The 21,912-nt window shown below is 73.2% G+C and carries 22 protein-coding genes; 19 read left to right on the forward strand and 3 right to left on the reverse strand.

Annotated elements, in window-relative coordinates; translation table 11 throughout:
- Positions 1-107: sigma factor-like helix-turn-helix DNA-binding protein (locus AB0K43_RS25560; protein WP_363643718.1), on the forward strand; the 107-nt coding region annotated here is incomplete at its 5' end.
- Positions 108-192: 85 nt separating this feature from the next.
- On the opposite strand, the gene AB0K43_RS25565 is transcribed toward AB0K43_RS25560, so the two are convergent.
- Complete coding sequence (locus tag AB0K43_RS25565; protein ID WP_363643614.1) at positions 193-990, reverse strand: DUF4230 domain-containing protein; 798 nt, start codon at positions 988-990, stop codon at positions 193-195.
- A gap of 47 nt (positions 991-1,037) precedes the next feature.
- Positions 1,038-1,580, reverse strand: a complete 543-nt coding sequence (locus AB0K43_RS25570) for a VanZ family protein (protein WP_363643616.1) — start codon at positions 1,578-1,580, stop codon at positions 1,038-1,040.
- Positions 1,581-1,794: 214 nt separating this feature from the next.
- Here AB0K43_RS25570 and AB0K43_RS25575 point away from each other — a divergent pair, with 214 nt between their 5' ends.
- Entirely contained in the window at positions 1,795-2,154 is a 360-nt protein-coding gene (locus tag AB0K43_RS25575) for a cyclase (protein ID WP_363643618.1), read from the forward strand.
- A 92-nt stretch (positions 2,155-2,246) separates the two neighbouring features.
- Positions 2,247-3,242: a YihY/virulence factor BrkB family protein gene (locus AB0K43_RS25580; protein ID WP_363643620.1), complete on the forward strand. Its 996-nt coding sequence runs from the start codon at positions 2,247-2,249 to the stop codon at positions 3,240-3,242.
- On the opposite strand, the gene AB0K43_RS25585 is transcribed toward AB0K43_RS25580, so the two are convergent.
- A complete protein-coding gene (locus AB0K43_RS25585) occupies positions 3,128-4,282 on the reverse strand; it encodes a mechanosensitive ion channel domain-containing protein (RefSeq protein ID WP_363643622.1) in 1,155 nt (384 codons plus the stop codon). The two genes, AB0K43_RS25580 and AB0K43_RS25585, sit on opposite strands and share 115 nt — an antisense overlap.
- A 243-nt stretch (positions 4,283-4,525) precedes the next feature.
- Between AB0K43_RS25585 and AB0K43_RS25590 the strand changes: the two genes are divergently transcribed.
- The 16 genes from AB0K43_RS25590 to AB0K43_RS25665 all read left to right on the forward strand — a co-directional run bounded on the left by AB0K43_RS25590 (position 4,526) and on the right by AB0K43_RS25665 (position 21,784).
- A complete protein-coding gene (locus AB0K43_RS25590; RefSeq protein ID WP_363643720.1) occupies positions 4,526-4,879 on the forward strand; it encodes an HIT domain-containing protein in 354 nt (117 codons plus the stop codon).
- Between the two features lie 4 nt (positions 4,880-4,883).
- Positions 4,884-5,804 (forward strand): ribonuclease Z, encoded by a 921-nt coding sequence (locus AB0K43_RS25595; protein ID WP_363643624.1) that lies wholly within the window; start codon positions 4,884-4,886, stop codon positions 5,802-5,804.
- A 165-nt stretch (positions 5,805-5,969) separates the two neighbouring features.
- Positions 5,970-7,073, forward strand: coding sequence for a PhoH family protein (locus AB0K43_RS25600; protein WP_363643626.1), 1,104 nt, complete (start codon positions 5,970-5,972; stop codon positions 7,071-7,073).
- A 14-nt stretch (positions 7,074-7,087) separates the two neighbouring features.
- Positions 7,088-7,582 (forward strand): rRNA maturation RNase YbeY, encoded by a 495-nt coding sequence (gene ybeY, locus AB0K43_RS25605; RefSeq protein WP_363643628.1) that lies wholly within the window; start codon positions 7,088-7,090, stop codon positions 7,580-7,582.
- Between the two features lie 13 nt (positions 7,583-7,595).
- A complete protein-coding gene (locus tag AB0K43_RS25610) occupies positions 7,596-8,921 on the forward strand; it encodes a hemolysin family protein (RefSeq protein ID WP_363643630.1) in 1,326 nt (441 codons plus the stop codon).
- 110 nt (positions 8,922-9,031) lie between these two features.
- Positions 9,032-9,268, forward strand: coding sequence for a hypothetical protein (locus AB0K43_RS25615; RefSeq protein WP_363643632.1), 237 nt, complete (start codon positions 9,032-9,034; stop codon positions 9,266-9,268).
- Positions 9,265-9,801: a DUF4383 domain-containing protein gene (locus tag AB0K43_RS25620; RefSeq protein WP_363643634.1), complete on the forward strand. Its 537-nt coding sequence runs from the start codon at positions 9,265-9,267 to the stop codon at positions 9,799-9,801. Before AB0K43_RS25615 ends, AB0K43_RS25620 begins: the two co-directional genes overlap by 4 nt.
- Before the next feature lie 89 nt (positions 9,802-9,890).
- Complete coding sequence (locus AB0K43_RS25625) at positions 9,891-10,244, forward strand: cytidine deaminase (RefSeq protein ID WP_363643636.1); 354 nt, start codon at positions 9,891-9,893, stop codon at positions 10,242-10,244.
- A gap of 83 nt (positions 10,245-10,327) precedes the next feature.
- The gene (locus AB0K43_RS25630; protein WP_350641023.1) at positions 10,328-10,492 is read left to right on the forward strand and encodes a hypothetical protein; all 165 of its coding nucleotides are present in this window, start codon (positions 10,328-10,330) and stop codon (positions 10,490-10,492) included.
- Between the two features lie 47 nt (positions 10,493-10,539).
- Positions 10,540-11,469: a GTPase Era gene (gene era / locus AB0K43_RS25635; protein WP_363643638.1), complete on the forward strand. Its 930-nt coding sequence runs from the start codon at positions 10,540-10,542 to the stop codon at positions 11,467-11,469.
- Positions 11,470-12,044: 575 nt separating this feature from the next.
- A complete protein-coding gene (locus tag AB0K43_RS25640) occupies positions 12,045-12,407 on the forward strand; it encodes a hypothetical protein (RefSeq protein WP_363643640.1) in 363 nt (120 codons plus the stop codon).
- Positions 12,404-13,411 (forward strand): phosphate ABC transporter permease subunit PstC, encoded by a 1,008-nt coding sequence (pstC, locus tag AB0K43_RS25645; protein WP_363643642.1) that lies wholly within the window; start codon positions 12,404-12,406, stop codon positions 13,409-13,411. Before AB0K43_RS25640 ends, pstC begins: the two co-directional genes overlap by 4 nt.
- Positions 13,408-16,293, forward strand: coding sequence for a phosphate ABC transporter permease PstA (gene pstA / locus AB0K43_RS25650; RefSeq protein ID WP_363643644.1), 2,886 nt, complete (start codon positions 13,408-13,410; stop codon positions 16,291-16,293). The genes pstC and pstA overlap by 4 nt, the downstream gene beginning before the upstream one ends.
- Positions 16,290-18,929 carry a hypothetical protein gene (locus tag AB0K43_RS25655; RefSeq protein ID WP_363643646.1) on the forward strand — a complete coding sequence of 880 codons (2,640 nt, stop codon included), beginning with the start codon at positions 16,290-16,292 and terminating at the stop codon, positions 18,927-18,929. The genes pstA and AB0K43_RS25655 overlap by 4 nt, the downstream gene beginning before the upstream one ends.
- Positions 18,930-19,085: 156 nt before the next feature.
- Positions 19,086-20,078, forward strand: a complete 993-nt coding sequence (locus tag AB0K43_RS25660) for a substrate-binding domain-containing protein (RefSeq protein ID WP_363643648.1) — start codon at positions 19,086-19,088, stop codon at positions 20,076-20,078.
- A 107-nt stretch (positions 20,079-20,185) separates the two neighbouring features.
- On the forward strand, positions 20,186-21,784 hold the full coding sequence (locus tag AB0K43_RS25665; protein ID WP_363643650.1) for an Ig-like domain-containing protein: 1,599 nt from the start codon (positions 20,186-20,188) through the stop codon (positions 21,782-21,784).
- Positions 21,785-21,912 lie beyond the last annotated feature (128 nt).

Consider the following 21,912-nt stretch of genomic DNA (forward strand, 5'->3'; position numbering starts at 1 on the left):
CCCAGGCCGAGATCGGCCAGCTCCTCGGCTACTCCCAGATGCACATCTCCCGGGTGCTCAAGCGCGTCCTCGGCGAACTGCGCGAGGCCCTGCTGGCCGACTGCTGACCGGCCACCGATCGACCGCAGACCGGGCGCGAGGCCGGTACGGTTCGCCCCGAACCGTACCGGCCTCGCGCGCGCCGGCTCCGGGTCAGCCGGCCGTGGTCACCGTCACGGTGGTGAACCCGCCCGAGCGCAGCAGCCCCTCCAGCATCGAGCGGGTGCTCTGCTCGGAGCGCTGGGTGAGCTCGGTGTCCTTCGCGGCCTGCTCTATCTTCTGGGTGGCCAGCAGCTCGACCTGCTTCTGATTGCCGGGGTTGTCGCTGAAGAAGTCGCCGATCCGGTCGAAGAACCCGCGCTGCTGGAGGTAGACGTAGGAGCGCCGGACGTCCAGCGCGGCCGGTGCCAGCTGGGCGTGCGGGATCACCACGGCGGCGGTGGTGCGGTCGGCGGAGACGGTCACCGCGCCCTTGTCGAGGGTGCTGAGGTCGACGTACGCGTCCACCGTGCCGGCCGCGACGTACAGGGTCCGGTTGCCGAGCACGGCCGAGGGGAGGAAGGCGGCCTCGTGGTCGAGGTCGACGATGACCTGGAAGTTGCCCTGGGCGCCGGTGAACCGCTTCATGTCCTGGATCGAGCGCAGCAGTACCGGCTGGCTGCGGTCCACCGTGCGGCGCTCGAACGGGTTCGGTATCGAGGGGAACAGGCCCAGGTGCGCTCCGGCGAGGAAGACCGCGAGGATCGCGGCCAGGGTCACCGGCAGGCCGATGTACCAGGGGGTGCGCCGGCCGGCGGGGCGTCGGGCCGGGCGAGCCCCGGTGGACTTTCCGGCGCTGTCGGGCTGCACGGCGCCGGCCGCGCCGGCCGCGTCGGCCGCATCGGCGGTGTCGGCGGTGTCGGCGGTGTCGGGTTCGGCCGCAGTGGTGCGGCCGCGTCTGAGGAGTGCCATCGCTGTCTTCTTCTCTCGTGAGACGGGGAACCGGTGGGGAGTCGGGTTCAGTCGCGGTCGGGGTGCAGGGCGCGCCCGAGGCTGCGGCCGACCAGAAGGCAGATCAGCAGTGCGCCGGTGGTGTTGAGGATGACGTCGTCCACGTCGAAGGCCCGGCCGGTGACCAGCGCGGCCTGGGCGGTCTCCACCATCACCATCACCAGCGCGGTCAGGGCGGTGACGGCGACCGGGCCCCGGACCCGCCGGAAGAGCACCGGGAGCAGCAGGCCGAACGGCATGCCCAGCAGCAGGTTGCCGCCCACCTGCTGGGCCGCCGACCGGACGGCGGGCTGGTCCAGGTAGGCCCGGAGCGAGGCGCCCGGCCGCAGGTTGGCGTGCACCAGATCGCGGGAGGCGGGCGAGGGCACCAGGGTGACTCGGGCCAGGGCGACGGCGAAGGCCACCGTGGCGGCCAGGGCCACCAGCAGCACCGCCGCCCGGACCAGGCCGGGCGCCCAGCCGGTGCGCCGCAGGAAGGGCGGGCGTGGAGCCCGGTCCGCCGTCGCCACCGGTCCGGCCGGTCCGGTCGGTGCGCTCGTCCCTCTAGCCATCGTCCTGCTCCCCTCGCTGCGGCCGCCCGGTGCGGTGCTTCGCGCGTACCCCGAGCGGGCCGGGACAAGCCGGTCCGGAGCGGCAGCGTGTCAGTCAACTGGGGCGACTTCAAGCCGAGTTGGTGCATCGTGGACGATTCGTCCGGGTGCGTGCGTGGGGGCCGTCGGCGCGGGCATACGAGCGCCGATCCAGCCAGTGGACGAAGGAGGAACGATGTCCCAGATCGAGGAGTCCGTCGAGGTGTCGGTGCCGGTCGGTTCGGCCTATCGGGGGTGGTCCGAATGGACCGCCTTCCCCGACTTCATGAGCGGCGCCGAGCGGGAGTGCGAGGCCGAGATCACCGGGCGCACCCCGGGCGAGCGGATCGCCTGGCGCGCGGTGGGCGGCGGCGCCGAGCAGTCCGGCGTGGTCACCTTCCACGCGCTGGGCACGGACCGCACCAGGGTGATGCTGCAGCTCGACCACACCCCGCACGGTGTGGTGGACCTGATCGGTGACCGGCTCGGCTTCGTCGCCCACCAGGTGCACCGCTGCCTGCGGGACTTCAAGCAGCACGTCGAGGACGCCGGCTGAACGCCTACCAGGACGACCTGGACGACCCGGACGACCAGCCCCACCAGCCCTACCAGGACGACCGGGCCGACCAGGCCGACGAAGGAGCCCCCGTGCCGGCCCACCCCCGCTCGTCCGCCCGACTCCCCGCCCGCGTCCGGTGGGCCGCGCTGCGCCGCACGGCGCGGGCACTGCTCGGCGACGAGCTGTTCGACCGCGCGGCCGCGCTGACCTACTACGGCGTGCTGGCGCTCTTCCCCGGCCTGCTGCTGCTCACCGGGCTGCTCGGGCTGGCCGGCCAGGCGGCCACCGGACAGGTGCTGGCGGCCCTGCGCTCGCTCGCCCCCGGCCCGGCCGGCGAGGTGCTCCGGGAGAACGTCGGCCAGGTGCGCGGGAGCACCGGCGCCGGCGGGCTGTTCGCGATCCTGGGGGCGCTCGGCGCGCTCTGGTCGGCCTCCGGCTACGTCGGCGCGTTCATCCGCTCGGCCAACGCCGTGCACGGCATCCGGGAGGCCCGGCCGCTCTGGCGGCTCACCCCGGTGCGGCTGGCGTTGACCGCCCTCCTGGTGCTGCTGCTGGCGGCCGGCGCGGTGATCGTGGTGTGCACCGGCCCGATCGCCGAGCAGGCCGGCCGGGCGCTCGGGGTCGGGGACTGGGGCCTGCGGCTGTGGGCGGTCGCCAAGTGGCCCGGTCTGGTGCTGCTGGTCACCCTGATGGTGACGGTGCTCTACTGGGCGGCCCCCGCCGTCCGCTCCCGCGGCTTCCGCTGGATCTCCCCGGGCAGCGTGCTGGCGGTGGCGCTCTGGCTGGCCGCCTCGGGCGGCTTCGCGCTGTACGCCGCGTACGTCGGCGGCTACCACCGGATGTACGGCGCCCTGGCCGGGATCGTGGTCTTCCTGGTCTGGCTCTGGCTGACCAACCTGGCCGTACTGCTGGGGCTGGGGTTCGACGCCGAGCTGGCCCGGGCCCGGGCCGCGCGGGCCGCCGGGCCGGTTCAGCCCGTACCGCCGGTGCCGGCCTCGCCGCCGGGCTCCTGCGCGTGCTCCTGCTCCTGCTCCTGCGAGGGCGAGGGCGCGTGCGCGTACGCGTGCGCGCCCGGGCGCGGCTGAGGCGCCGCGGCGGAGGCGACCGTGACCCTCGGCAGCGCGGCGGGGTGCCGGTCGCGCAGGAAGGCCACCAGGTGCTCCCGGACCGCGCAGCGCAGCTCGAAGGCGCGCTCGGCGTCGGGGGCCGTCATCAGCGCCCGGACCACGATGGTGCTGGGAGTGGTGTCGACCACCTGGAGCGCCCGGCCGATCCCGTCCCACCGCTCGTCGCCCGCCAGCAGCTTCTCGAACTCCGCGCGCAGCTCGTCCACGGGCGTGCGGTGGTCGAGGTGCAGCAGCACGGTGCCGGTGATGCCCGGATCCCGGCGGGACCAGTTCTCGAAGGGCTTCCCGGCGAAGTAGGAGACCGGCATCACGATCCGCCGCTGGTCCCAGGTGGCGATCACCACGGCGGTCAGGGTGATCTCCTCGACCGTGCCCCACTCGCCGGCCACCACCACCACGTCGCCGATCCGCACCATGTCGCCGAAGGCCAGCTGGATCCCGGCGAACAGGTTGGCCAGCGAGGACTGCGCGGCCACGCCCACCACCAGGCCGAGCAGGCCCGCCGAGGCCAGCAGGCTGGCGCCGACCGCGCGGACCGCGGGGAAGGTCATCAGTGCCGCGGCCAGCGTGAGCACCGCGATCCCGACGTCGCAGATCCGGCCGACCAGCTCGGCCTGGGTCCTGGCCCGGCGCACCCGCCCGGGATCGCGCCGCCGCCCGGAGGCGTACCGGGTCAGCGCCGACTCGATGGACAGCGAGACCGTCCGCGCGGTCAGCCAGCCGGCGCTGACCAGCAGGGCCAGCAGCAGGCCGTGCCGCAGCGGCGGCCGGATCCCGGCCGGCAGGCCCATCCCGGGTTCGCCGGCCAGCAGCAGCGCGGTCAGCGCCGTCACCAGGGCGGGTATCCGGCAGTGCCGCAGCATCTCCCACCGTCGGGCCCCGGGGCGCCCCGCGGCCAGCCGGCCGACGGCCAGCACCAGCAGCCGGTCGACGGCGAAGACGGCGGCCACCACCGCGGCGATCACCAGCAGCGGTCGAACGACGGTCCAGATCGGCATGCGGCTTCCTCCTCGAACAAGCGGGCCGGGCGCGCGTCGAGGCCCCGAGAGCGGCGCGGGGCCTCGACGGCCGGTGCCGCCGGACGGGGCGGCGCCGCCGGTCGCCTGCCCCCTGAGGACCTTTCAAACACCGCGGGCGGCCCCGGGCGCCACCGGCGGGCCGTACCGGGCCCACCCGCTCGGCTAGGCTGCGGCCGACACCGTCACCGCCCGGTGACGACCGATCAGCGCGAGGAGACCGAGATGGCCGGCGAGCCCCAGCCCGACTGCCTGTTCTGCAAGATCGTGGCGGGCGAGATCCCGGCCACCGTGGTCCGCAGGACCGAGGACACCATCGCCTTCCGCGACATCCACCCGCAGGCGCCCACCCACGTCCTGGTCATCCCGCGGGTGCACCACCCGAACGCCGCCGCGCTGGCCGCCGCGGAGCCGGCCGTCGCCGCCGAGCTGCTGACCGAGGCCGGCGAGGTCGCCGCCGCCGAGGGCATCACCGACTACCGGCTGATCTTCAACACCGGCGCCGGCGCCGGGCAGACCGTCTTCCACGCCCACGTCCACCTGCTCGGCGGCGAGCCGCTCCGCGAGGGCCTGGTCTGATCCGGTGTCACAGCGCGAACTCGTCGTCCTCGGCACCGCCAGCCAGGTGCCCACCCGGCACCGCAACCACAACGGCTACCTGCTGCGCTGGGACGGCGAGGGCCTGCTGTTCGACCCGGGCGAGGGCACCCAGCGGCAGATGCTGCTGGCCGGCGTCTCGGCCACCGGGATCACCAGGATCGCCGTCACCCACTTCCACGGCGACCACTCGCTGGGCCTGGCCGGGGTGATCCAGCGGATCAACCTGGACCGGGTGCCGCACCCGGTGGACGCCTACTACCCGGCCACCGGCCAGGCGTTCTTCGACCGGCTGCGGTACGCCACCGCGTACCACGAGAGCGCCCGGCTGCGTCCGCGCCCGATCGCGGAGCCCGGCCCGCTGCCGGCCCCCGGCGCCCCCTTCGAGCTGTCCGCGGTCCGGCTCTCGCACCCGGTCGACTCCTTCGGGTACCGGCTGACCGAGCCCGACGGCCGCCGGATCGTGCCCGAGCGCCTGGCCGCCCTCGGCCTGCGCGGCCCGCTGGTGGGCCGGCTCCAGCAGGAGGGCGCCGTCCGGCTGGAGGACGGCCGCACGGTCACCCTGGACGAGGTCAGCGAGGCCCGTGCGGGCCAGCGCTTCGCCTTCGTGATGGACACCCGGCTCTGCCCGGGGGTGACGGAACTCGCGGAGGGTGCCGACCTGCTGGTGATCGAGGCGACCTTCCTGGACGCCGACGCCCGGCTGGCCGAGGAGCACGGCCACCTGACCGCCGCCCAGGCCGCCCGGGTGGCCGCCGAGGCGGGGGTGCGGACCCTGGTGCTGACCCACTTCTCCCAGCGCTACCCGGACCTCGACGGCCATCTCGCCGAGGCCCGCCGGTACTTCGACGGCGAGCTGGTGGTGGCCGAGGACCTGGCCCGGGTGCCCGTCCCGCCGCGCGGATGACGGAAAACCATTCGCCTCCGGCGCCCGCCGGGTCCAGCATCGAATGCGCCGCCCGGGGTGCCGCACCGCCGCAGCGAACATCGGCGCGGCGTACCCTGGTGACCCGGAGAGCCCGCGCGGCAACACGACACGACAGATGGGATGAGCAGGCCTCAGCGCCGACCCATGAGTGACACACCGCAGACCCGAACCAACGGTCATCAGCGCCCCGACGCGGCCAGCACCCGGATCGTCATTCCGGAGAAGCACCCGATGGTCACCCTGCTGGGGGCGGCCGACTCGCTCCTGCGGGTGATCGAGAGCGGCTTCCCCGACGCCGACATCCACGTCCGCGGCAACGAGGTCACCGCGACCGGCGACCAGGCCGAGATCAAGCTGGTCGAGCAGCTCTTCACCGAGATGATGCTGGTGCTGCGCACCGGCCAACCCCTGACGGAGGACGCCGTGGAGCGCTCCATCGCCATGCTCCGGAAGGCCGCCGAGGACCCGGCCCACCCGGCTCCGTCCGAGGTCTTCACGGCGAACATCCTCTCCAACCGGGGCCGCACCATCCGCCCCAAGACGCTCAACCAGCAGCGCTACGTCGAGGCGATCGACAAGCACACCATCGTCTTCGGCCTCGGCCCCGCGGGCACCGGCAAGACCTACCTGGCGATGGCCAAGGCCGTCCAGGCCCTGCAGGCCAAGGAGGTCAACCGGATCATCCTGACCAGGCCGGCGGTCGAGGCGGGGGAGCGGCTGGGCTTCCTGCCCGGCACCCTGTACGAGAAGATCGACCCCTACCTGCGCCCGCTCTACGACGCGCTGCACGACATGATGGACCCGGACTCCATCCCGCGCCTGATGGCGGCCGGCACCATCGAGGTCGCCCCGCTCGCGTACATGCGCGGCCGCACCCTCAACGACGCCTTCATCATCCTGGACGAGGCCCAGAACACCTCGCCCGAGCAGATGAAGATGTTCCTCACCCGCCTGGGCTTCAACTCCCGGGTGGTGGTCACCGGTGACACCAGCCAGATCGACCTCCCCGGCGGCACCCGCAGCGGCCTCAAGGTCGTCCAGGAGATCCTCACCGACGTGCCGGACATCCACTTCTCGGTGCTGACCAGCACCGACGTGGTCCGGCACAAGCTGGTCGGGCGGATCGTGGACGCCTACGAGCGCTGGGACGCCCTGCAGGAGGCCGACGAGGCCGGTGGCGCCCGCACCAAACCCGTCCAGCGTCGGGGCGCGCGTGCGCCCCGGCAGTCCCATCGCGCCGAAAGCTGAGTACCGAACCCTCCATGTCGATCGACATCGCCAACGAGTCCGGGTGGGACGCAGACGAGGAAGCCATCCTCGACGTCGCCCGCTACGCCCTCGACAAGATGCGGATCCACCCGCAGTCCGAGCTCTCCGTGATCCTCTACGACAGCGAGGCCATGGCCGAGCTGCACATGCAGTGGATGGACCTGCCGGGCCCCACCGACGTGATGTCCTTCCCGATGGACGAGCTGCGGCCCGGCAAGGAGGGCGAGGACCTGCCGGAAGGCCTGCTCGGCGACATCGTGCTCTGCCCCGAGGTGGCCCAGCAGCAGGGCCTGGCCGCCCCGACCAAGCACTCGATGGACGAGGAGCTCCAGCTGCTCACCGTCCACGGGGTGCTGCACGTCCTCGGCTACGACCACGAGGAGCCCGAGGAGGAGCGCGAGATGTTCGCGCTCCAGAAGCGGATCCTGGACGGCTGGCGGGCCGGGCGCGGACTGTCGGGGCTCTCCCCGGCGCCGACCGTCCACTGAGGGCCGGCCGTCTGTGAGCGGTGAGAGTACGAGCTTCCTGATCGGAGCTCTGCTGCTGGTGGTGCTCGGCTGGCTGGCCGCCTGCGCCGAGGCGGGGATCTCGCGGATCTCCCGGTTCCGCGCCGAGGAGGCCCACCGGGCCGGTCGGCGCGGCTCCGACCGGCTGCTGGTGCTGACCTCCGACACCATCCGCTACCTGAACCTGGCCACCCTGATCCGGGTGGCCGCCGAGATGGCGGCGGCGGTCCTGGTCACGGTGGTCTGCGTGCGCTCGCTGGAGCGCACCTGGCAGGCCGTGCTGCTGGCCTTCGGCGTGATGGTGCTGGTGTCCTTCGTCGCGGTCGGCGTCTCGCCCCGCACGATCGGCCGCCAGCACCCGTTGACCACGGCCACGGCGGCCTCCTTCGTGCTGCTGCCGCTGGCCCGGATCCTCGGCCCGGTCTCCAAGCTGCTGATCCTGCTCGGCAACGCGCTGACCCCGGGCAAGGGCTACCGGGAGGGCCCGTTCGCCTCCGAGGCCGAGCTGCGCGCCCTGGTCGACCTGGCCGAGCAGGACGACCTGATCGAGGACGAGGAGCGCCGGATGGTGCACTCGGTCTTCGAGCTGGGCGACACCATCGTCCGCGAGGTGATGGTGCCGCGGACCGACCTGGTGATGATCGAGCGGCACAAGACCGTCCGGCAGGCGCTGACCCTGGCGCTGCGCTCCGGCTTCTCCCGGATCCCGGTGGTCGGCGAGAACGAGGACGACGTGGTGGGCATCGTCTACCTCAAGGACCTGGTCAGGCGCACCCACATCAACCGGGACTCGGAGGCCGAGCTGGTCGGCTCGGTGCTGCGCCCGGCGGTCTTCGTCCCGGACTCCAAGCCCGCGGCCGACCTGCTGCGCGAGATGCAGCAGATGCGCTCGCACGTGGCGATCGTGATCGACGAGTACGGCGGCACCGCCGGCCTGGTCACCATCGAGGACATCCTGGAGGAGATCGTCGGCGAGATCACCGACGAGTACGACCGGGAGATCGCGCCGGTCGAGGACCTCGGTGACGGCTCGTACCGGATCACCGCCCGGCTGCTGGTCGAGGACCTGGGTGAGCTGTTCGGGATCGAGCTGGCGGACGAGGACGTGGAGACCGTCGGCGGCCTGCTGGGCAAGCGCCTGGGGCGGGTGCCGATCCCCGGCTCCTCCTGCGAGATCCCGGTCCCGGACGAGTCCGCGACCGACCTGACCGCGATCCGGCTGACCGCCGAGAGCTCGGCGGGCCGCCGCAACCGGATCGGCACCGTGGTGGCGACCCCGGTCCGCCGGCTCGAGGAGGACGAGGCCGACGAGGCGGAGTAGTCCGACCTGGACAGCACGGCCCGCAGGGTGCGACCCTGCGGGCCGTTTCGTCCTGGTACGAAGGTACGGCCCGTTTGACCAGCCCGTCGGGCCGTCCCGACGATGAAGTCATGGCACATCTGTTGCGTGCGGAGTACGGCCCGGAGGGTCCGTCCGGTGCTGTCGTCAAGTGGCACGTCGTACGGACCGGAGAAGAGGCCGCGGCCATGTGCGGCGCCCCGATCGCCGAGGGCGCCGAGACCAGGCCGGAATCGGACTGGGGGACCGGACTGCGGGGCTGCCAGCAGTGCGGCTCCCTGTATCTGCACGAGGTGCCGTTCCTCGGCGCCGACTGGAGGTCCCCGTGAAACTGCAAGACGAACTGCCGGTCGACCACAAGCTCGCCACCGTCTACCGGATCGGCGGAGGGCTCGGCGGGGTGTTCCTGCTGGTCTTCGGCATCCTCGGGCTGCTCGACCACCCGAGCTTCCTCGACACCCAGGGCAAGGAGGTCATCGGGCTGTCGAGCAACGGCACGCTCAGCGTGCTCTCGGTGGTGGCCGGCGTGATCCTGATCGCCGGCGCCGTGATCGGCGGCAACGTCGCCTCGAACGTGAACATGATCATGGGCACGCTGTTCGTGCTCGCCGGCTTCGTCGGTCTGATGGTGCTGGACAGCAGTGCCAACCGGCTGGCCTTCCGGATCCCCAATGTGATCTTCAGCTTCGTCTTCGGCCTGGTGGTCGTCACCTTCGGGATGTACGGCAGGGTCAGCAGCCACCTGCCGCACGACAACCCCTACTGGCAGAAGCGCCACGGGAAGGCGGACGCGCTGCCCAACGGGCCGCAGACCTTCGTCAAGCTCCTGCGGCCCGGCGATCCCCGCCCGACCGGCCGCTGACCCCGGACACCCGGGCCGCCGCCCGGCCCTCGGACGTGTCCGTGGACGCCCGGGGCCCGGCGGCGGCCCGCCGCCTATGCTCAGGCCTCATGAGTGAGCTGACCGAGCTGGACCCAGAGGACAAGAAGATCATCACGCTGGCCCGCTCCGCCCGCGCCCGCAACGGCGTGCCGGAGGGGGCGGCGGTGCGCGACGAGACCGGCCGCACGTACGTGGCCGGCACCGTGGCGCTGGAGTCGCTGCGGCTGAGCGCCCTGCAGACCGCCGTCGCGATGGCCGTGGCCAGCGGCGCCAAGGGCCTGGAGGCGGCCGCCGTGGTGAGCGGGGCCGAGCAGCCGGCCGAGGCCGACCTGGCGGCCGTCCGGGACCTGGGCGGCGCCGGGACCCCGGTCCTGCTGGCCGGCCCGGACGGCACGCTGCGGGTGCGGGCCGAGGCGCGCTGAGCCGTCCGGACCGGGTGCCCCGGCCGGGGCACCCGAGCCGGACGGACCGATAGTCTGACCATGGGCTGTTCGGGGAGGGGACCATGGGGGTACTGGCGTTCTTCGCCGGTCTGCTGCTGACCCTGATGGGGCTCGGCCGCTGGCGGGAGACCGGTTCGCCGTACTGGCTGATCGGCTCGCTGGTGCTGCTGCTGCTCGTCCTGATCGGGGCGCTGACCTCGTCCTCGGGCGGCAAGAAGGCCGGTTGACGCGGCCTGGTCCGTGCGGACCGTGGTGATCAGGGAGAATGGTCGGCATGAGTGCCCCTTCATCCCCGTACCGCTCCGGGTTCGCGTGCTTCGTCGGCCGTCCCAACGCGGGCAAGTCGACCCTGACCAACGCGCTGGTCGGGACGAAGGTCGCGATCACCTCCGACCGCCCGCAGACCACCCGGCACACCGTGCGCGGCATCGTGCACCGCCCGGACTCGCAGCTGGTCCTGGTGGACACGCCCGGCCTGCACAAGCCCCGCACGCTGCTCGGCGAGCGGCTCAACGACCTCGTCCGCTCGACCTGGGCCGAGGTCGACGTGATCGGCTTCTGCCTGCCCGCCGACCAGAAGCTCGGCCCCGGTGACAAGTTCATCGCCAAGGAGCTCGCCGAGGTCAAGAAGACCCCCAAGGTGGCCATCGTCACCAAGACCGACCTGGTCGACTCCAAGAAGCTGGCCGAGCAGCTGATCGCGATCCACCAGCTCGGCATCGAGCTGGGCATCGAGTGGGCCGAGATCATCCCGGTCTCCGCCGTCGGCGACCAGCAGGTGGAGCTGGTGGGCGAGCTGCTCACCAAGCTGCTGCCGGCCGGCCCGCCGCTCTACCCGGACGGCGACCTCACCGACGAGCCCGAGCAGATCATGGTCGCCGAGCTGATCCGCGAGGCCGCCCTGGAGGGTGTCCGGGACGAGCTGCCGCACTCGCTGGCCGTGGTGGTCGAGGAGATGATCCCGCGCGAGGGCCGTCCCGCCGACCGCCCGCTGCTGGACATCCACGCCAACGTCTACATCGAGCGGCAGAGCCAGAAGGCGATCGTGATCGGCGCCAAGGGTGCCCGCCTGAAGCACGTCGGCACCACCGCCCGCAAGCACATCGAGGCGCTCCTGGGCACCCCGGTCTACCTCGACCTGCACGTCAAGGTCGCCAAGGACTGGCAGCGCGACCCGAAGCAGCTGCGCAAGCTCGGCTTCTGACGCCCGCTGTCGGAGCCACCCCGTGCGGGTGGGTCGCCGAGCACACGCCATGACGGTCCGTCGGCTCGTCCCTGGAGGAATCCTGGGTGAACCGGCGGACCGTCGTCATGTCGCGACGGCTTCTCCAAGGGATGGCAAACCGGCGGCGGCCGACCCGGCGGCCGGCCGGATCCGTTCGCCCGCACGGCGCGCCGCCCGGACCCGCCACTGTCCGGTACGGGGGGCGCGGTGGCCGGAAAGGGCGTGCGGAACGGCCCCGCAGGGGTGGTTCGGGCGACCCGGGAGGTACACCTCCGATGCCGCTCGCGCCGCTGCCGGTCGCCCACCGACGGTCGTTCCGGATACCTCCGACGGCAGCTGAGGTATCGTCATATTCGTACGGGCGGTGCGCGATTTGTGGAGGAGTCGCGCGCCGCCCGTTCATGCTTTCCGTGTCCGGCGTTCATGCCTCGGCATCCGTTCATCTCCTCGGGATCGAGACGGTCTGTTCCAGCCATTGAGCGCTTCGGAAGGCGACACCGGGCATGGGACAGCCGAGATTCCTCCTTGTCAGCAGACCCGCGCACCCCCTGGGGGTGCGTGCCGGTGAAGCCGTGGTCTGGCGCCTGCTCGGGGCGAACAACCGGCACCTCGGCCAGAGCGAGGAGACCTTCCCGGACGCCGCCGGCTGCCTGGCCGCGATCGGCCGGCTGCAGCAGCGGGTGGACCGGCTGCGGGCCGTGATCGGCACCGTCGAGCACGGTCAACTGTGGCGCTGGCGGCTGGACTTCGAGTCCGTCCCGGTGGCCTGTTCGACCCGGGCCTTCCGCCGGCAGCGGGAGTGCCAGTACAACCTCGGGCTCTTCCTGGCGGGGGTGATCGGCGCCGGTGCGCCCGCCCGGCCGCTGAGCCTGCCGGCCCGGCCGGCGCCGGCCCCGCTGCGCGGGAGCCTGGTGTGAGCGACCCGCAGCCGGTGTCGGGCCCCGTCGAGCGGGCCCGCCCGCTCACCGTCAACCCCGGCCTGGCCGACCGGGTCTTCCTGCTGTGGGCCCGCGGCAGCGGCATGCTCGTCCTGCTGGTGATGCTGGCGGTCGGCGGCTACCTCGCGGTCCGGTCCTCGGACGCGCTGAGCACCGCCGGGTGGTCCTTCCTGACCACCGAGGAGTGGAACCCCGACGGTGGTCGCGGCCAGTTCGGCATCGCCGCCGTGCTCACCGGCACCGTGCTGATCGGCGGGATCGCGGTGGTCCTGGCGGTGCCGCTGGCCCTCGGCAGCGCGCTGTACATCAGCGAGTACGCGCCGCGGCGGATCAAGCGGCTGCTGGTCGGCCTGGTGGACCTGATGGCCGCCGTCCCCAGCGTGGTGTACGGGCTCTGGGGCTTCGTCCTGCTCCAGTACGAACTCGCCGGCGTGGCCCGCTGGCTGGCCACCTGGTTCGGCTGGTTCCCGCCGTTCCGGATGGTCGGCGTCGACGTCGACGACCCGCTCAACCCGCCGGTGATCTACACCGCCTCCAGCCTGATGGCCGGGATCGTGGTGGCCTTCATGATCACCCCGATCATGTGCTCCATCATGCGCGAGGTGTTCGACCAGGCCCCGGCCGGCGAGCGGGAGGGCGCCTACGCGCTCGGCTCCACCCGCTGGGGCATGATCCGCTCGGTGGTCCTGCCGTTCGGCCGGGGCGGCATCATCGGCGGCACCATGCTCGGGCTCGGCCGGGCGCTGGGCGAGACCATCTCGGTCTACCTGATCCTCTCGATGCAGTTCGAGATCAAGCTGCAGATCCTGCAGACCGGCGGCAGCGCCGTCGCCCCGATGATCGCGCTCCGCTACGGGGACTCCTCGCCGTTCGCGATCTCCGCGCTGATGGCGGCGGGGCTCACCCTCTTCCTGCTCACCCTGGTGGTCAACTTCGCCGCAGCCGCGGTGGTGGCCCGCAGCCGTTCGGGAGCCAGCTCATGACCACCACCCCGCCCGCCACCACCGTGGTGGTCGGCCCGGCCGCGCCGCCGGCCGTTCCGGCGGCCGAACCGCCGCGCCGCCGCACCGGCGGCCGCCGCGCCGCCGACCACTGGGCCCTGTGGGGCAGCGCGGCCGGGGCCTTGGCGCTCACCGCGCTGGTGTTCCAGCGGATCGCCCCGCTGAGCGGCGCCATCGGCTTCGTGGTGTGCGTCTGGCTGAGCTTCCTCGGGCTGTACGCGCTGGTCTCCCGCGAGGAGGGCGCGATGGCGGTCCGGGACCGGCTCGCCTCGGTGGTGGTGCACAGCATCGCCGTGCTGCTGCTGGGCATCCTGGTCTGGATCGTGGCCTACGTGTTCTGGCAGGGCCGGGCGGCCCTGGGCCACCTGAACTTCTTCACCGAGGACCTCTCCGCCGCCGGCCCCGCCGACCCGCTCGACCGGGGCGGCGCCCTGCACGCGATCGTCGGCACCCTCACCCAGATCCTCATCGCGCTGGCCGTCACCATCCCGCTCGGCCTGAGCTGCGCGGTCTTCCTGGGCGAGGTGCCGGGCCGGTTCAGCCGGCTGGTGCGCACCCTGGTCGAGGCGATGACGGCGCTGCCCTCGATCCTGGCCGGCCTGTTCGTCTACGCGGTGATGGTGATCGCGCTGGGGAAGAGCAAGTCGGGCTTCGCGGCCAGCGTGGCGCTGTCGGTGATGATGCTGCCGATCCTGGTCCGGGCCGCCGACGTGGTGCTCCGGCTGGTGCCCGCCTCGCTCAAGGAGGCCTCCTACGCGCTGGGCGCGAGCCGCTGGCGCACGGTGTGGACCGTCACGCTGCCGAGCGCCCGCTCCGGGCTCGCCACCGCCGTGATCCTGGCCGCCGCCCGCGGCATCGGCGAGACCTCCCCGGTGCTGCTCTGCTCCGGCTACACCAAGATCCTCAACCTCAACCCGTTCGGCAGCCCGCAGGCCTCGCTGCCGCTGATGGCCTTCACCCTGGTGAAGTTCCCCTCCCAGCTGCACGCGGCGCGGGCCTTCGGCGCCGCGGCGGTGCTGCTCGCCCTGGTGCTGCTGCTCTTCCTGCTCGCCCGCACGGTCGGCGGTCGCGGCCCGGGCGAGCTGACCAGGCGCCAGCAGGAGCGCCGGGCGATGCGCTCGATGGCGGACCTGCGCCGGATGCAGCAGCCGCGCTCCACCCCTGACCAGAACCAACTCGCCCGGAAGGTCCCCGTGTTGAGCCGAGTGCTCGCCCGCACCCTGATCCTGCTCGCCGTCCTGGGGCTGACCGGCTCCTCGCTCCTGCTCGGCGCCCCCCGCGCGGCCGCCGAGGACTACCGCCGGATCGGCGGCGCGGGCTCCACCTGGAGCTTCAACGCGATGGACGACTGGATCAGCAACGTCAAGCAGTACGGCATGACGATCGACTTCAACCCCGGCGGATCCTCCTTCGGCCGGAGCCAGTTCAAGAACGGCAGCACCGACTTCGCGGTCACCGAGATCCCGTACGGCCTGACCGACAACGGCCAGGTGGACGCCGCGCCGCCGTGGCCGATGGCCTACCTGCCGATCGTGGCCGGCGGCACCTCGTTCATGTACAACCTCAAGATCGGCGGCAACCGGGTCACCAACCTGCGGCTGTCCGGCGAGAGTGTGGCGAAGATCTTCACCGGGCAGATCACCAAGTGGAACGACCCCCAGGTGCAGGCCGAGAACCCCAGCCTGAAGCTGCCCGAGACCCCGGTGCGCCCGGTGGTCCGCTCGGACGGCTCGGGCACCACCGCCCAGCTCACCACCTGGTTCACCAAGCGGTACCAGAAGATCTGGGACGACTACTGCACCCGGACCACCCGCGGCGGCCCCTGCGGGATGACCTCCTTCTACCCGCTGGTCGGCGGGAGCAGCTGGCCGGCCCTGGGCAGCTCGGACGGCGTGGCCAAGACGGTCGCCAACGACCGCAACGACGGCACCATCACCTACGTCGAGTACTCGTACGCGCTCAACGCCCGCTTCCCGGTGGTCAAGCTGCTGAACGCGTCCGGCTACTACATCGAGCCGGACGGCAAGAACGTCTCGGTCGCGCTCAAGCACGTGCAGATCAACCCGACCGATCTGACCCAGCAGCTCGACGGCGTCTACGACGCGCCGGAGAGCACCGCCTACCCGCTCTCCAGCTACAGCTACATGGCCGTGCACACCAGCGCGGTCGGTGACTTCAGCCCGGAGAAGGGCCACACCCTGGCGGCGTTCGGCTACTACTTCCTGTGCGAGGGGCAGCAGAAGGCGGACAAGCTCGGCTACTCGCCGCTCACCTCCGACCTGGTCAGGTCCGGTTTCCAGCAGCTCGCCAAGATCCCGGGCGGCGAGCAGCGCGGCTTCGACGCCGCGAAGTGCAACAACCCGACCTTCGGCGCCGGCGGCGCCAACCCGTACGCGGACGCGGCCGCCAAGCCGCAGGACTGCGACAAGCTGGGCTCGGCCACCCAGTGCACCACCGGCACCGGCGGCAACAGGACCAGCACCGCCGCCAGCAAGGGCGGCACCAAGAGCGCGGCGACCACCGGCACCGCCGGCGCCACCGGCACCACCGGCCAGGCCCAGGGCGCGGCCGGCACCGCGGGCGGCGCCGGGGGTACGGCCGGCGGCCCGGACGGCCAGGGGAGCGCCGCCGGCGACCCGGCGCTGACCGGCGGCGCGGACGGCGGCGGGGCCGGCGGGGGCGGGCAGCAGTACGCCGCCGACGCGATCGCCCTGTCCAACGCCTCCGGCAGCGGGCTGCGGCACACGGTGATGGTGATCGCGGCGCTGCTGCTCGGCGCCGTGATCGTGCTGCCCCCGCTGGCCGCCGGCCGCTCGGCCCGGCGCGCGCGCAACTCCGGCGGCAGCGAGGGGGAGCAGCGATGAGCGGCAGACCGGGCCCGGCCCGCAGGGCGCTGCGCAGCGCCGCCGTCCTCACCCTCGTCCTGGCGACCGCGGCCGGTGCGGCGCTGTCGGGCGACCCCGGCGCGGCGCCGGCCAAGGCCGCGGCGGCGAGCGGGGCGAAGCCGCAGATCGAGGTGGACCCGCTCGGCGCGCCCGTCCCGATCGATCCCGTACCCGGCGGGAGTCCGGCCGCCGCACCGGCCCAGGGCCAGGCGCCGGCCCGGACCCAGGCCGCACCGGCCGCCACCGCCGGCCCGGGTGCCGCGCGGGCGGCCGCCGCCCCCACGGACGGGGCCAGTGCCGTCACCGTCAGCGGCTCCGGCGAGTTCGCCGGTCTCGAGGTGACGGTCGCCCAGACCACCCACCTGGTCAACCAGGTGGTCGCGGTGACCTGGAAGGGCGGCCGGCCCACCCGGCCCAGCCCGATGATCTTCGGTCAGGACTACCTGAGCATCATGCAGTGCTGGGGCGACGCCGACACCGGCCCGGACCGCGACCAGTGCCAGTACGGCGCCACCAAGGGCGACAACCGGGGCGGCGACTTCGTGGCCAGCCGCCAGCTCAACCCCGGCCGGGTCCTGGTCGACCCGGCCGAGCCGATCAAGCCGACCGGGCCCAACCAGAACGTCTTCGCACCGTTCCGCCCGTTCGACGGGAGCCCGGTCGAGACCGGCGGCAGCAGCCAGTACTTCAGCCTCCAGTCCACCAACGAGGTGCCCTACGCGCCCACCCGGGCGGACGGCACCGGGCAGGTCTTCTTCGAGATCCAGACCGGCAGCGAGGCGGCGGGCCTCGGCTGCGGCAACACGCCGAAGGGCGAGCCCGGCCCGTTCACCGAGGGCCGGCGCTGCTGGCTGGTGGTCGTGCCGCGCGGCTCGACCGAGGTGGACGGCAGCGTCCTCACCAACCCCTCCGCCCGGCTGCAGTCCTCGCCGCTGTCCGCCACCAACTGGAGCCACCGGATGGTGGTGCCGCTGCGGTTCGAGCCGGTCGGCCTGTCCTGCCCGCTCGGCAGCTCCGAACTGGCCACCGGCGGAACCGAGTTCGCCGCCGAGATGATCTGGCGCTGGCAGCCCGCGCTGTGCCGCAGCGCCGGCCGGATCTTCAACTTCGGCCAGGCGACCGACGACGTCGCCCGGCTCCGGCTGACCAGGGACAACCCCGGCCTGCTCTACCTGGGCGCGCCGCTGCCCCCGGCGGACCAGGCCGAGGGCCACACCCCGCTCTACGCCCCGCTCGCCGTCTCCGGGCTCACCCTGGCCTTCGACATCGAGAGCCAGTCCAACTCGCTCACCCCGCCGGAGACCGCGAAGCGCGACGGCCAGCGGATCCAGGAGATGAACCTGACGCCGCGCCTGGTCGCCAAACTGCTCACCCAGAGCTACCGGTTCGCCGTCAACCCCGGTGACCCGCGGGTCCCGGCCGGCAACCCCAGGGACTTGGTCACCGACCCGGAGTTCCTGGCGATCAACCCGCAGTTCAGGTCGCTCTCCTTCCCCTCCGGGATCGCCGACCTGCTGCTGCCCTCCCCGGACGGCGACCTGGCGCTCGCGGTGTGGAAGTGGGTGCTCGCCGACCCGGAGGCCAAGGCCTTCGTCGACGGCGAGGTCAGCGCCACGTGGCACGACTCGATCAACACCGGCTTCCTCGCCGACCTCACCGCGGTGCCGCCGGTCCCCAAGCAGGAGCTGCCCGTCCCGGGCTACCCCAAGCCGGACGACTACTGCCAGCAGTTCGACCAGGAGCAGCAGCGGCCGGAGTGGTGCAACCTCGACGGCCACCCCTACGCCAACACCATGGCCGAGGGCGCCCGCGCGGCCGCCCGCGGCGACACGATGGCCCGCTCCGAGTGGGATCCGTCCACCATCCCCGGCAGCCTCAAGAAGGCCAACCCGCAGGCCCAGGGCCTGCGCGGGGTGCTGGCCATGACCACCACCGCCCAGGCGGCCCGGTACGGCCTGTCCACCGCGAAGCTGCGCAACGGCGCGGGCGAGTTCGTCGGCCCGACCGACGCGGCGATGCTCGCCGCGGCGAACGCTGCCACGCCCACCGCCGTGCCCGACGTCCGGCAGGTCGACCCGGTGGGCAAGGCCACCGGCAGCTACCCGCTGACCACCATCACCTACGCCGCCACCGTCCCCTCGGCGATCACCCCCACCGACGGCAAGGCCTACGCCGACCTGCTGCGCTACGCCATGGCCGAGGGCCAGCAGCCGGGCATCGCGGTCGGCCAGCTCCCGGCCGGCTACGTCCCGCTCCCCGAGGCGATGCGGGCCCGCACCCGGGCGGTCGCGCAGAGCGTCCAGGACCGGGCCGGCAAGCCGGAGTCCACGCCGGATCCCGCCGCACCGCAGGAGCCCGCCGCCCAGGTGCCGGCCGCCGCCCCGCGCGCCGCCGCCCCGGGCACCGCGGACGAGCCGGCCGCCCCGCCGGCGCCCGACCCCAGCCACACCGTCGTCACCCTGGCGCCGGCCCTGCCGGCCGCACCCGCCGCCCGCACCGGGCGGACCGAGGTCGGCGGCCTGCGCTACCTGCTGCTCGGCGTACTCGTCGCCGGACTGATCGCCGGCCTCGCCGGGATCCTCGTCCCCCGGCTGCTGCGCCGACGGCGCCCCTGACCGACCGCGCCACTGTCCAAGGGCGCCACCTGCCACGACCCTCCGCCACCCACCGACCGACGATCCTGCGCCACCGGGCCGGCCGGCTCCTGCCGGCATGCCCGAATGCTCCTTCCTCCGGTACCAACGCGCCTTCTCACAAAGGGAATCGACCAGATGAAGCTCACCACGAAGCGCCAGCTCGCCAAGTGTGTCACCGTCGCCGCGGGCCTCGGCCTGCTGGTGGCCGGCACCGGCACCGCCCAGGCCGACCCGGCCGGCCTGCGTCCGCTGGCCGGCGTCGGCTCGGACACCACCCAGGGCGTCATGAACGCGCTGGCCAACACCGTCACCGTGAACGGCCAGAAGGTGCTCGGCTCCTACGACGCCGTCGGCTCGTCCACCATCAACACCAAGGCCGCGGCCGCCTGCCAGGGCCTGAGCCGCCCGAACGGCTCCGGCGCCGGCCGCTCCGCGCTGCTGAACGAGCTCAACAAGGGCAACGGCTGCCTGGACTTCGCCCGCTCCTCCAGCCTCAATCTGGCCGCCTCCACCCCCGGTCTGACCTACGTCCCGTTCGCGGTGGACGGCGTCACCTACGCCGTCAGCGCCGGCAGTTCGGTGCCGCTCGACCTGACCGTCGCCGACCTGCACGGCATCTACACCTGCGACCCCGGCTACGTCGGCACCGCGCCGAACTACAGCATCCGCCCGCTGCTGCCGCAGGCCGGCTCCGGCACCCGCAGCTTCTGGGAGGCCACCGTCGGCATCACCGAGGCCGACGTCGCCGCCGGCCGCTACGGCTGCATCTCCGACACCAAGGGCGGCAAGAAGATCGAGGAGCACGACGGCCGCGTGCTGGACACCGCCTCGCTGGTGCCCTTCTCGATCGCCCAGTACATCGCCCAGAGCTCCGGCACCCTCGCCGACATCCGCGGCACCGCCCAGCTCGGCAACGTCAACGGCGTGCCCTCGGTGCTGCTGAACACCAGCGCCGCGGCCGTCCGCGACGTCTACAACGTGATCCCGACCAGCAAGGTCGGCGTCAGCCCGTGGAGCGACGCCTTCGTCGGCGCCAACTCCGGGATCTGCCAGCAGACCGCCGTGATCAAGCAGTACGGCTTCGGCGTCAACGCCAACTGCGGCGACACCTCCCGCACCTCCGGCTGACCCGGCCGCCGGCCGGCTCCCGGCCGGCCCGCCGTGCTCGGTCCCACCCCGCTCGTGCTCGACCTGACCCCGCACCACCGATCAGTGCCAGAAAGGCGAACACCACTGTGAGCACCTCCCGTATTCCGCGCGCCGTCGCGCTCGGCGCGGCCACCGTCCTGGCCGCGGGCAGCATCAGCCTGCTCGGCACCGCCTCGGCCTTCGCCGACTCACCGAGCCCGACCGTCGGCACCCTGACCGTCAACCCGGCCACCGGCGCCGACGACGAGCTGATGAACGTGGTCTCCTCCGGCACCTGCACCGGCGGCACCAACCTCCAGCTGCTGGTCTTCGGCCAGGGCTTCCCGGCCGACGGCTACGGCGTCACTCCCAACGTGGCGCAGTCGGTCTACTCGCCGGACGCCCAGGGCCACCTGTCCGTGCCGCTCAGCGACACCATGCGCAGCTTCGCGCAGAAGAACGGCTTCTCCACCCTGACCGGCCAGTACGAGTTCCACCTGCGCTGCCGCGCGAAGATCGGCGCCACCTACTTCGGCGACTTCGTCGGCTCGGTCTGGTTCACCAGCCCCACCGCCTACACCTCCACCGACCCGAACGCCCCGGTCGCCCAGGCCACCACCACCACGCTCTCGGTCACCCCGAACGGCTCGGCCACCGCCGGCAGCGCCGTCACCCTGACCGCGAACGTCGCCCCGGCGGCGGCGGGCACCGTGCAGTTCTTCGACGGCGCCACCCCGGTGGGTTCGCCCGCCGCGGTCGCCGCCGGCCAGGCCTCCACCACCACCAGCACCCTGGCCGAGGGCGCGCACAGCCTGAAGGCCGTCTTCACCTCGACCGACAGCCACTACCTCGGCTCGACCTCCTCGGTCGTCACCTACACCATCAGCCCGGCCGGCGCCGCGGCCACCACCACCGCGCTGGCGATCCTGCCGGCCGGCTCCGCCGCCAAGGGCGCCGAGGTCAAGCTGACCGCCAGCGTCGCCCCGGCCGCGGCCGGCACCGTCCAGTTCAAGGACAACGGCGCCGTCATCGGCACCCAGGCGGTGGCCGGCGGCCTCGCCGAGTTCAGCACCACCACGCTGGCCGAGGGCGACCACAGCCTGACCGCCGCCTTCACTCCGGCGGACGCCACCCGGTACGCGGCCTCCGCCTCCGTCGCCATGCCGTTCACCGTCACCCCGCAGGTCACCCCGCCGAACCCCGGCGGCCCGACCCCGCCCGCCCCGGTCTCCGAGACCATCACCACCACCGTCGCCCCCGGCGCCCTGGTGATCAGCGTGGCCGGCAGCAACGTCACCCTGCCGCCGCTCGCCCTGAACAACGACTCCACCCGCTTCGCCACCGCGGGCCCGATCCAGACCGTCACCGTCACCGACACCCGGGCCGGCGCGCCGGGCTGGTCGGTCAGCGGCCAGGTCGCCCAGTTCAGCTCCGGCACGGGCGGCATCAACGCCCAGAACCTGGGCTGGGCCCCGAACCTGGTCTCCAAGGGCGACGGCCTCAAGGTCACCCTCGGCGGCTCGGTGGCCCCGGCCAACGCGGTCGAGCTCAACGACGGCGGCGCGCTCGGCCTGAAGTCCGCGCGCACCCTGGCCACCGCCACCGGCCTCGGCACCGCCAAGGTCGGCGCCGACCTCACCCTGCTCGCCCCGACCTCCACCGTGGCCGGCACCTACCAGGGCGTGCTCACCCTGACCGCGATCTGACCACCGCTCTTCACCCCGGAGCGGCCCCGACGCAACCCGGCGGTCGGACCGCCCTGGCCTGATGGGAGTGCACCGGTCGGCGACGACCCGGTGCACCGCCCGCGGGCCGGGGCGTCCGACCGCCCCAC

Origin of the sequence: Kitasatospora sp. NPDC049258, assembly GCF_040678895.1 — a bacterium.
GTDB lineage: Bacteria > Actinomycetota > Actinomycetes > Streptomycetales > Streptomycetaceae > Kitasatospora.

What these genes read in the sequence shown, in the direction of transcription:
- AB0K43_RS25575 (WP_363643618.1), top strand. Translation starts at nt 1,795, where the DNA reads ATGTCCCAGATCGAGGAGTCCGTCGAGGTGTCGGTGCCGGTCGGTTCG.
- AB0K43_RS25585 (WP_363643622.1), bottom strand. Translation starts at nt 4,282, where the DNA reads ATGCCGATCTGGACCGTCGTTCGACCGCTGCTGGTGATCGCCGCGGTG.
- AB0K43_RS25660 (WP_363643648.1), top strand. Translation starts at nt 19,086, where the DNA reads ATGAAGCTCACCACGAAGCGCCAGCTCGCCAAGTGTGTCACCGTCGCC.
- ybeY (WP_363643628.1), top strand. Translation starts at nt 7,088, where the DNA reads ATGTCGATCGACATCGCCAACGAGTCCGGGTGGGACGCAGACGAGGAA.
- AB0K43_RS25630 (WP_350641023.1), top strand. Translation starts at nt 10,328, where the DNA reads ATGGGGGTACTGGCGTTCTTCGCCGGTCTGCTGCTGACCCTGATGGGG.
- era (WP_363643638.1), top strand. Translation starts at nt 10,540, where the DNA reads ATGAGTGCCCCTTCATCCCCGTACCGCTCCGGGTTCGCGTGCTTCGTC.
- AB0K43_RS25655 (WP_363643646.1), top strand. Translation starts at nt 16,290, where the DNA reads ATGAGCGGCAGACCGGGCCCGGCCCGCAGGGCGCTGCGCAGCGCCGCC.
- AB0K43_RS25600 (WP_363643626.1), top strand. Translation starts at nt 5,970, where the DNA reads ATGAGTGACACACCGCAGACCCGAACCAACGGTCATCAGCGCCCCGAC.
- AB0K43_RS25590 (WP_363643720.1), top strand. Translation starts at nt 4,526, where the DNA reads ATGGCCGGCGAGCCCCAGCCCGACTGCCTGTTCTGCAAGATCGTGGCG.
- AB0K43_RS25570 (WP_363643616.1), bottom strand. Translation starts at nt 1,580, where the DNA reads ATGGCTAGAGGGACGAGCGCACCGACCGGACCGGCCGGACCGGTGGCG.
- AB0K43_RS25565 (WP_363643614.1), bottom strand. Translation starts at nt 990, where the DNA reads ATGGCACTCCTCAGACGCGGCCGCACCACTGCGGCCGAACCCGACACC.
- pstA (WP_363643644.1), top strand. Translation starts at nt 13,408, where the DNA reads ATGACCACCACCCCGCCCGCCACCACCGTGGTGGTCGGCCCGGCCGCG.
- AB0K43_RS25615 (WP_363643632.1), top strand. Translation starts at nt 9,032, where the DNA reads ATGGCACATCTGTTGCGTGCGGAGTACGGCCCGGAGGGTCCGTCCGGT.
- AB0K43_RS25625 (WP_363643636.1), top strand. Translation starts at nt 9,891, where the DNA reads ATGAGTGAGCTGACCGAGCTGGACCCAGAGGACAAGAAGATCATCACG.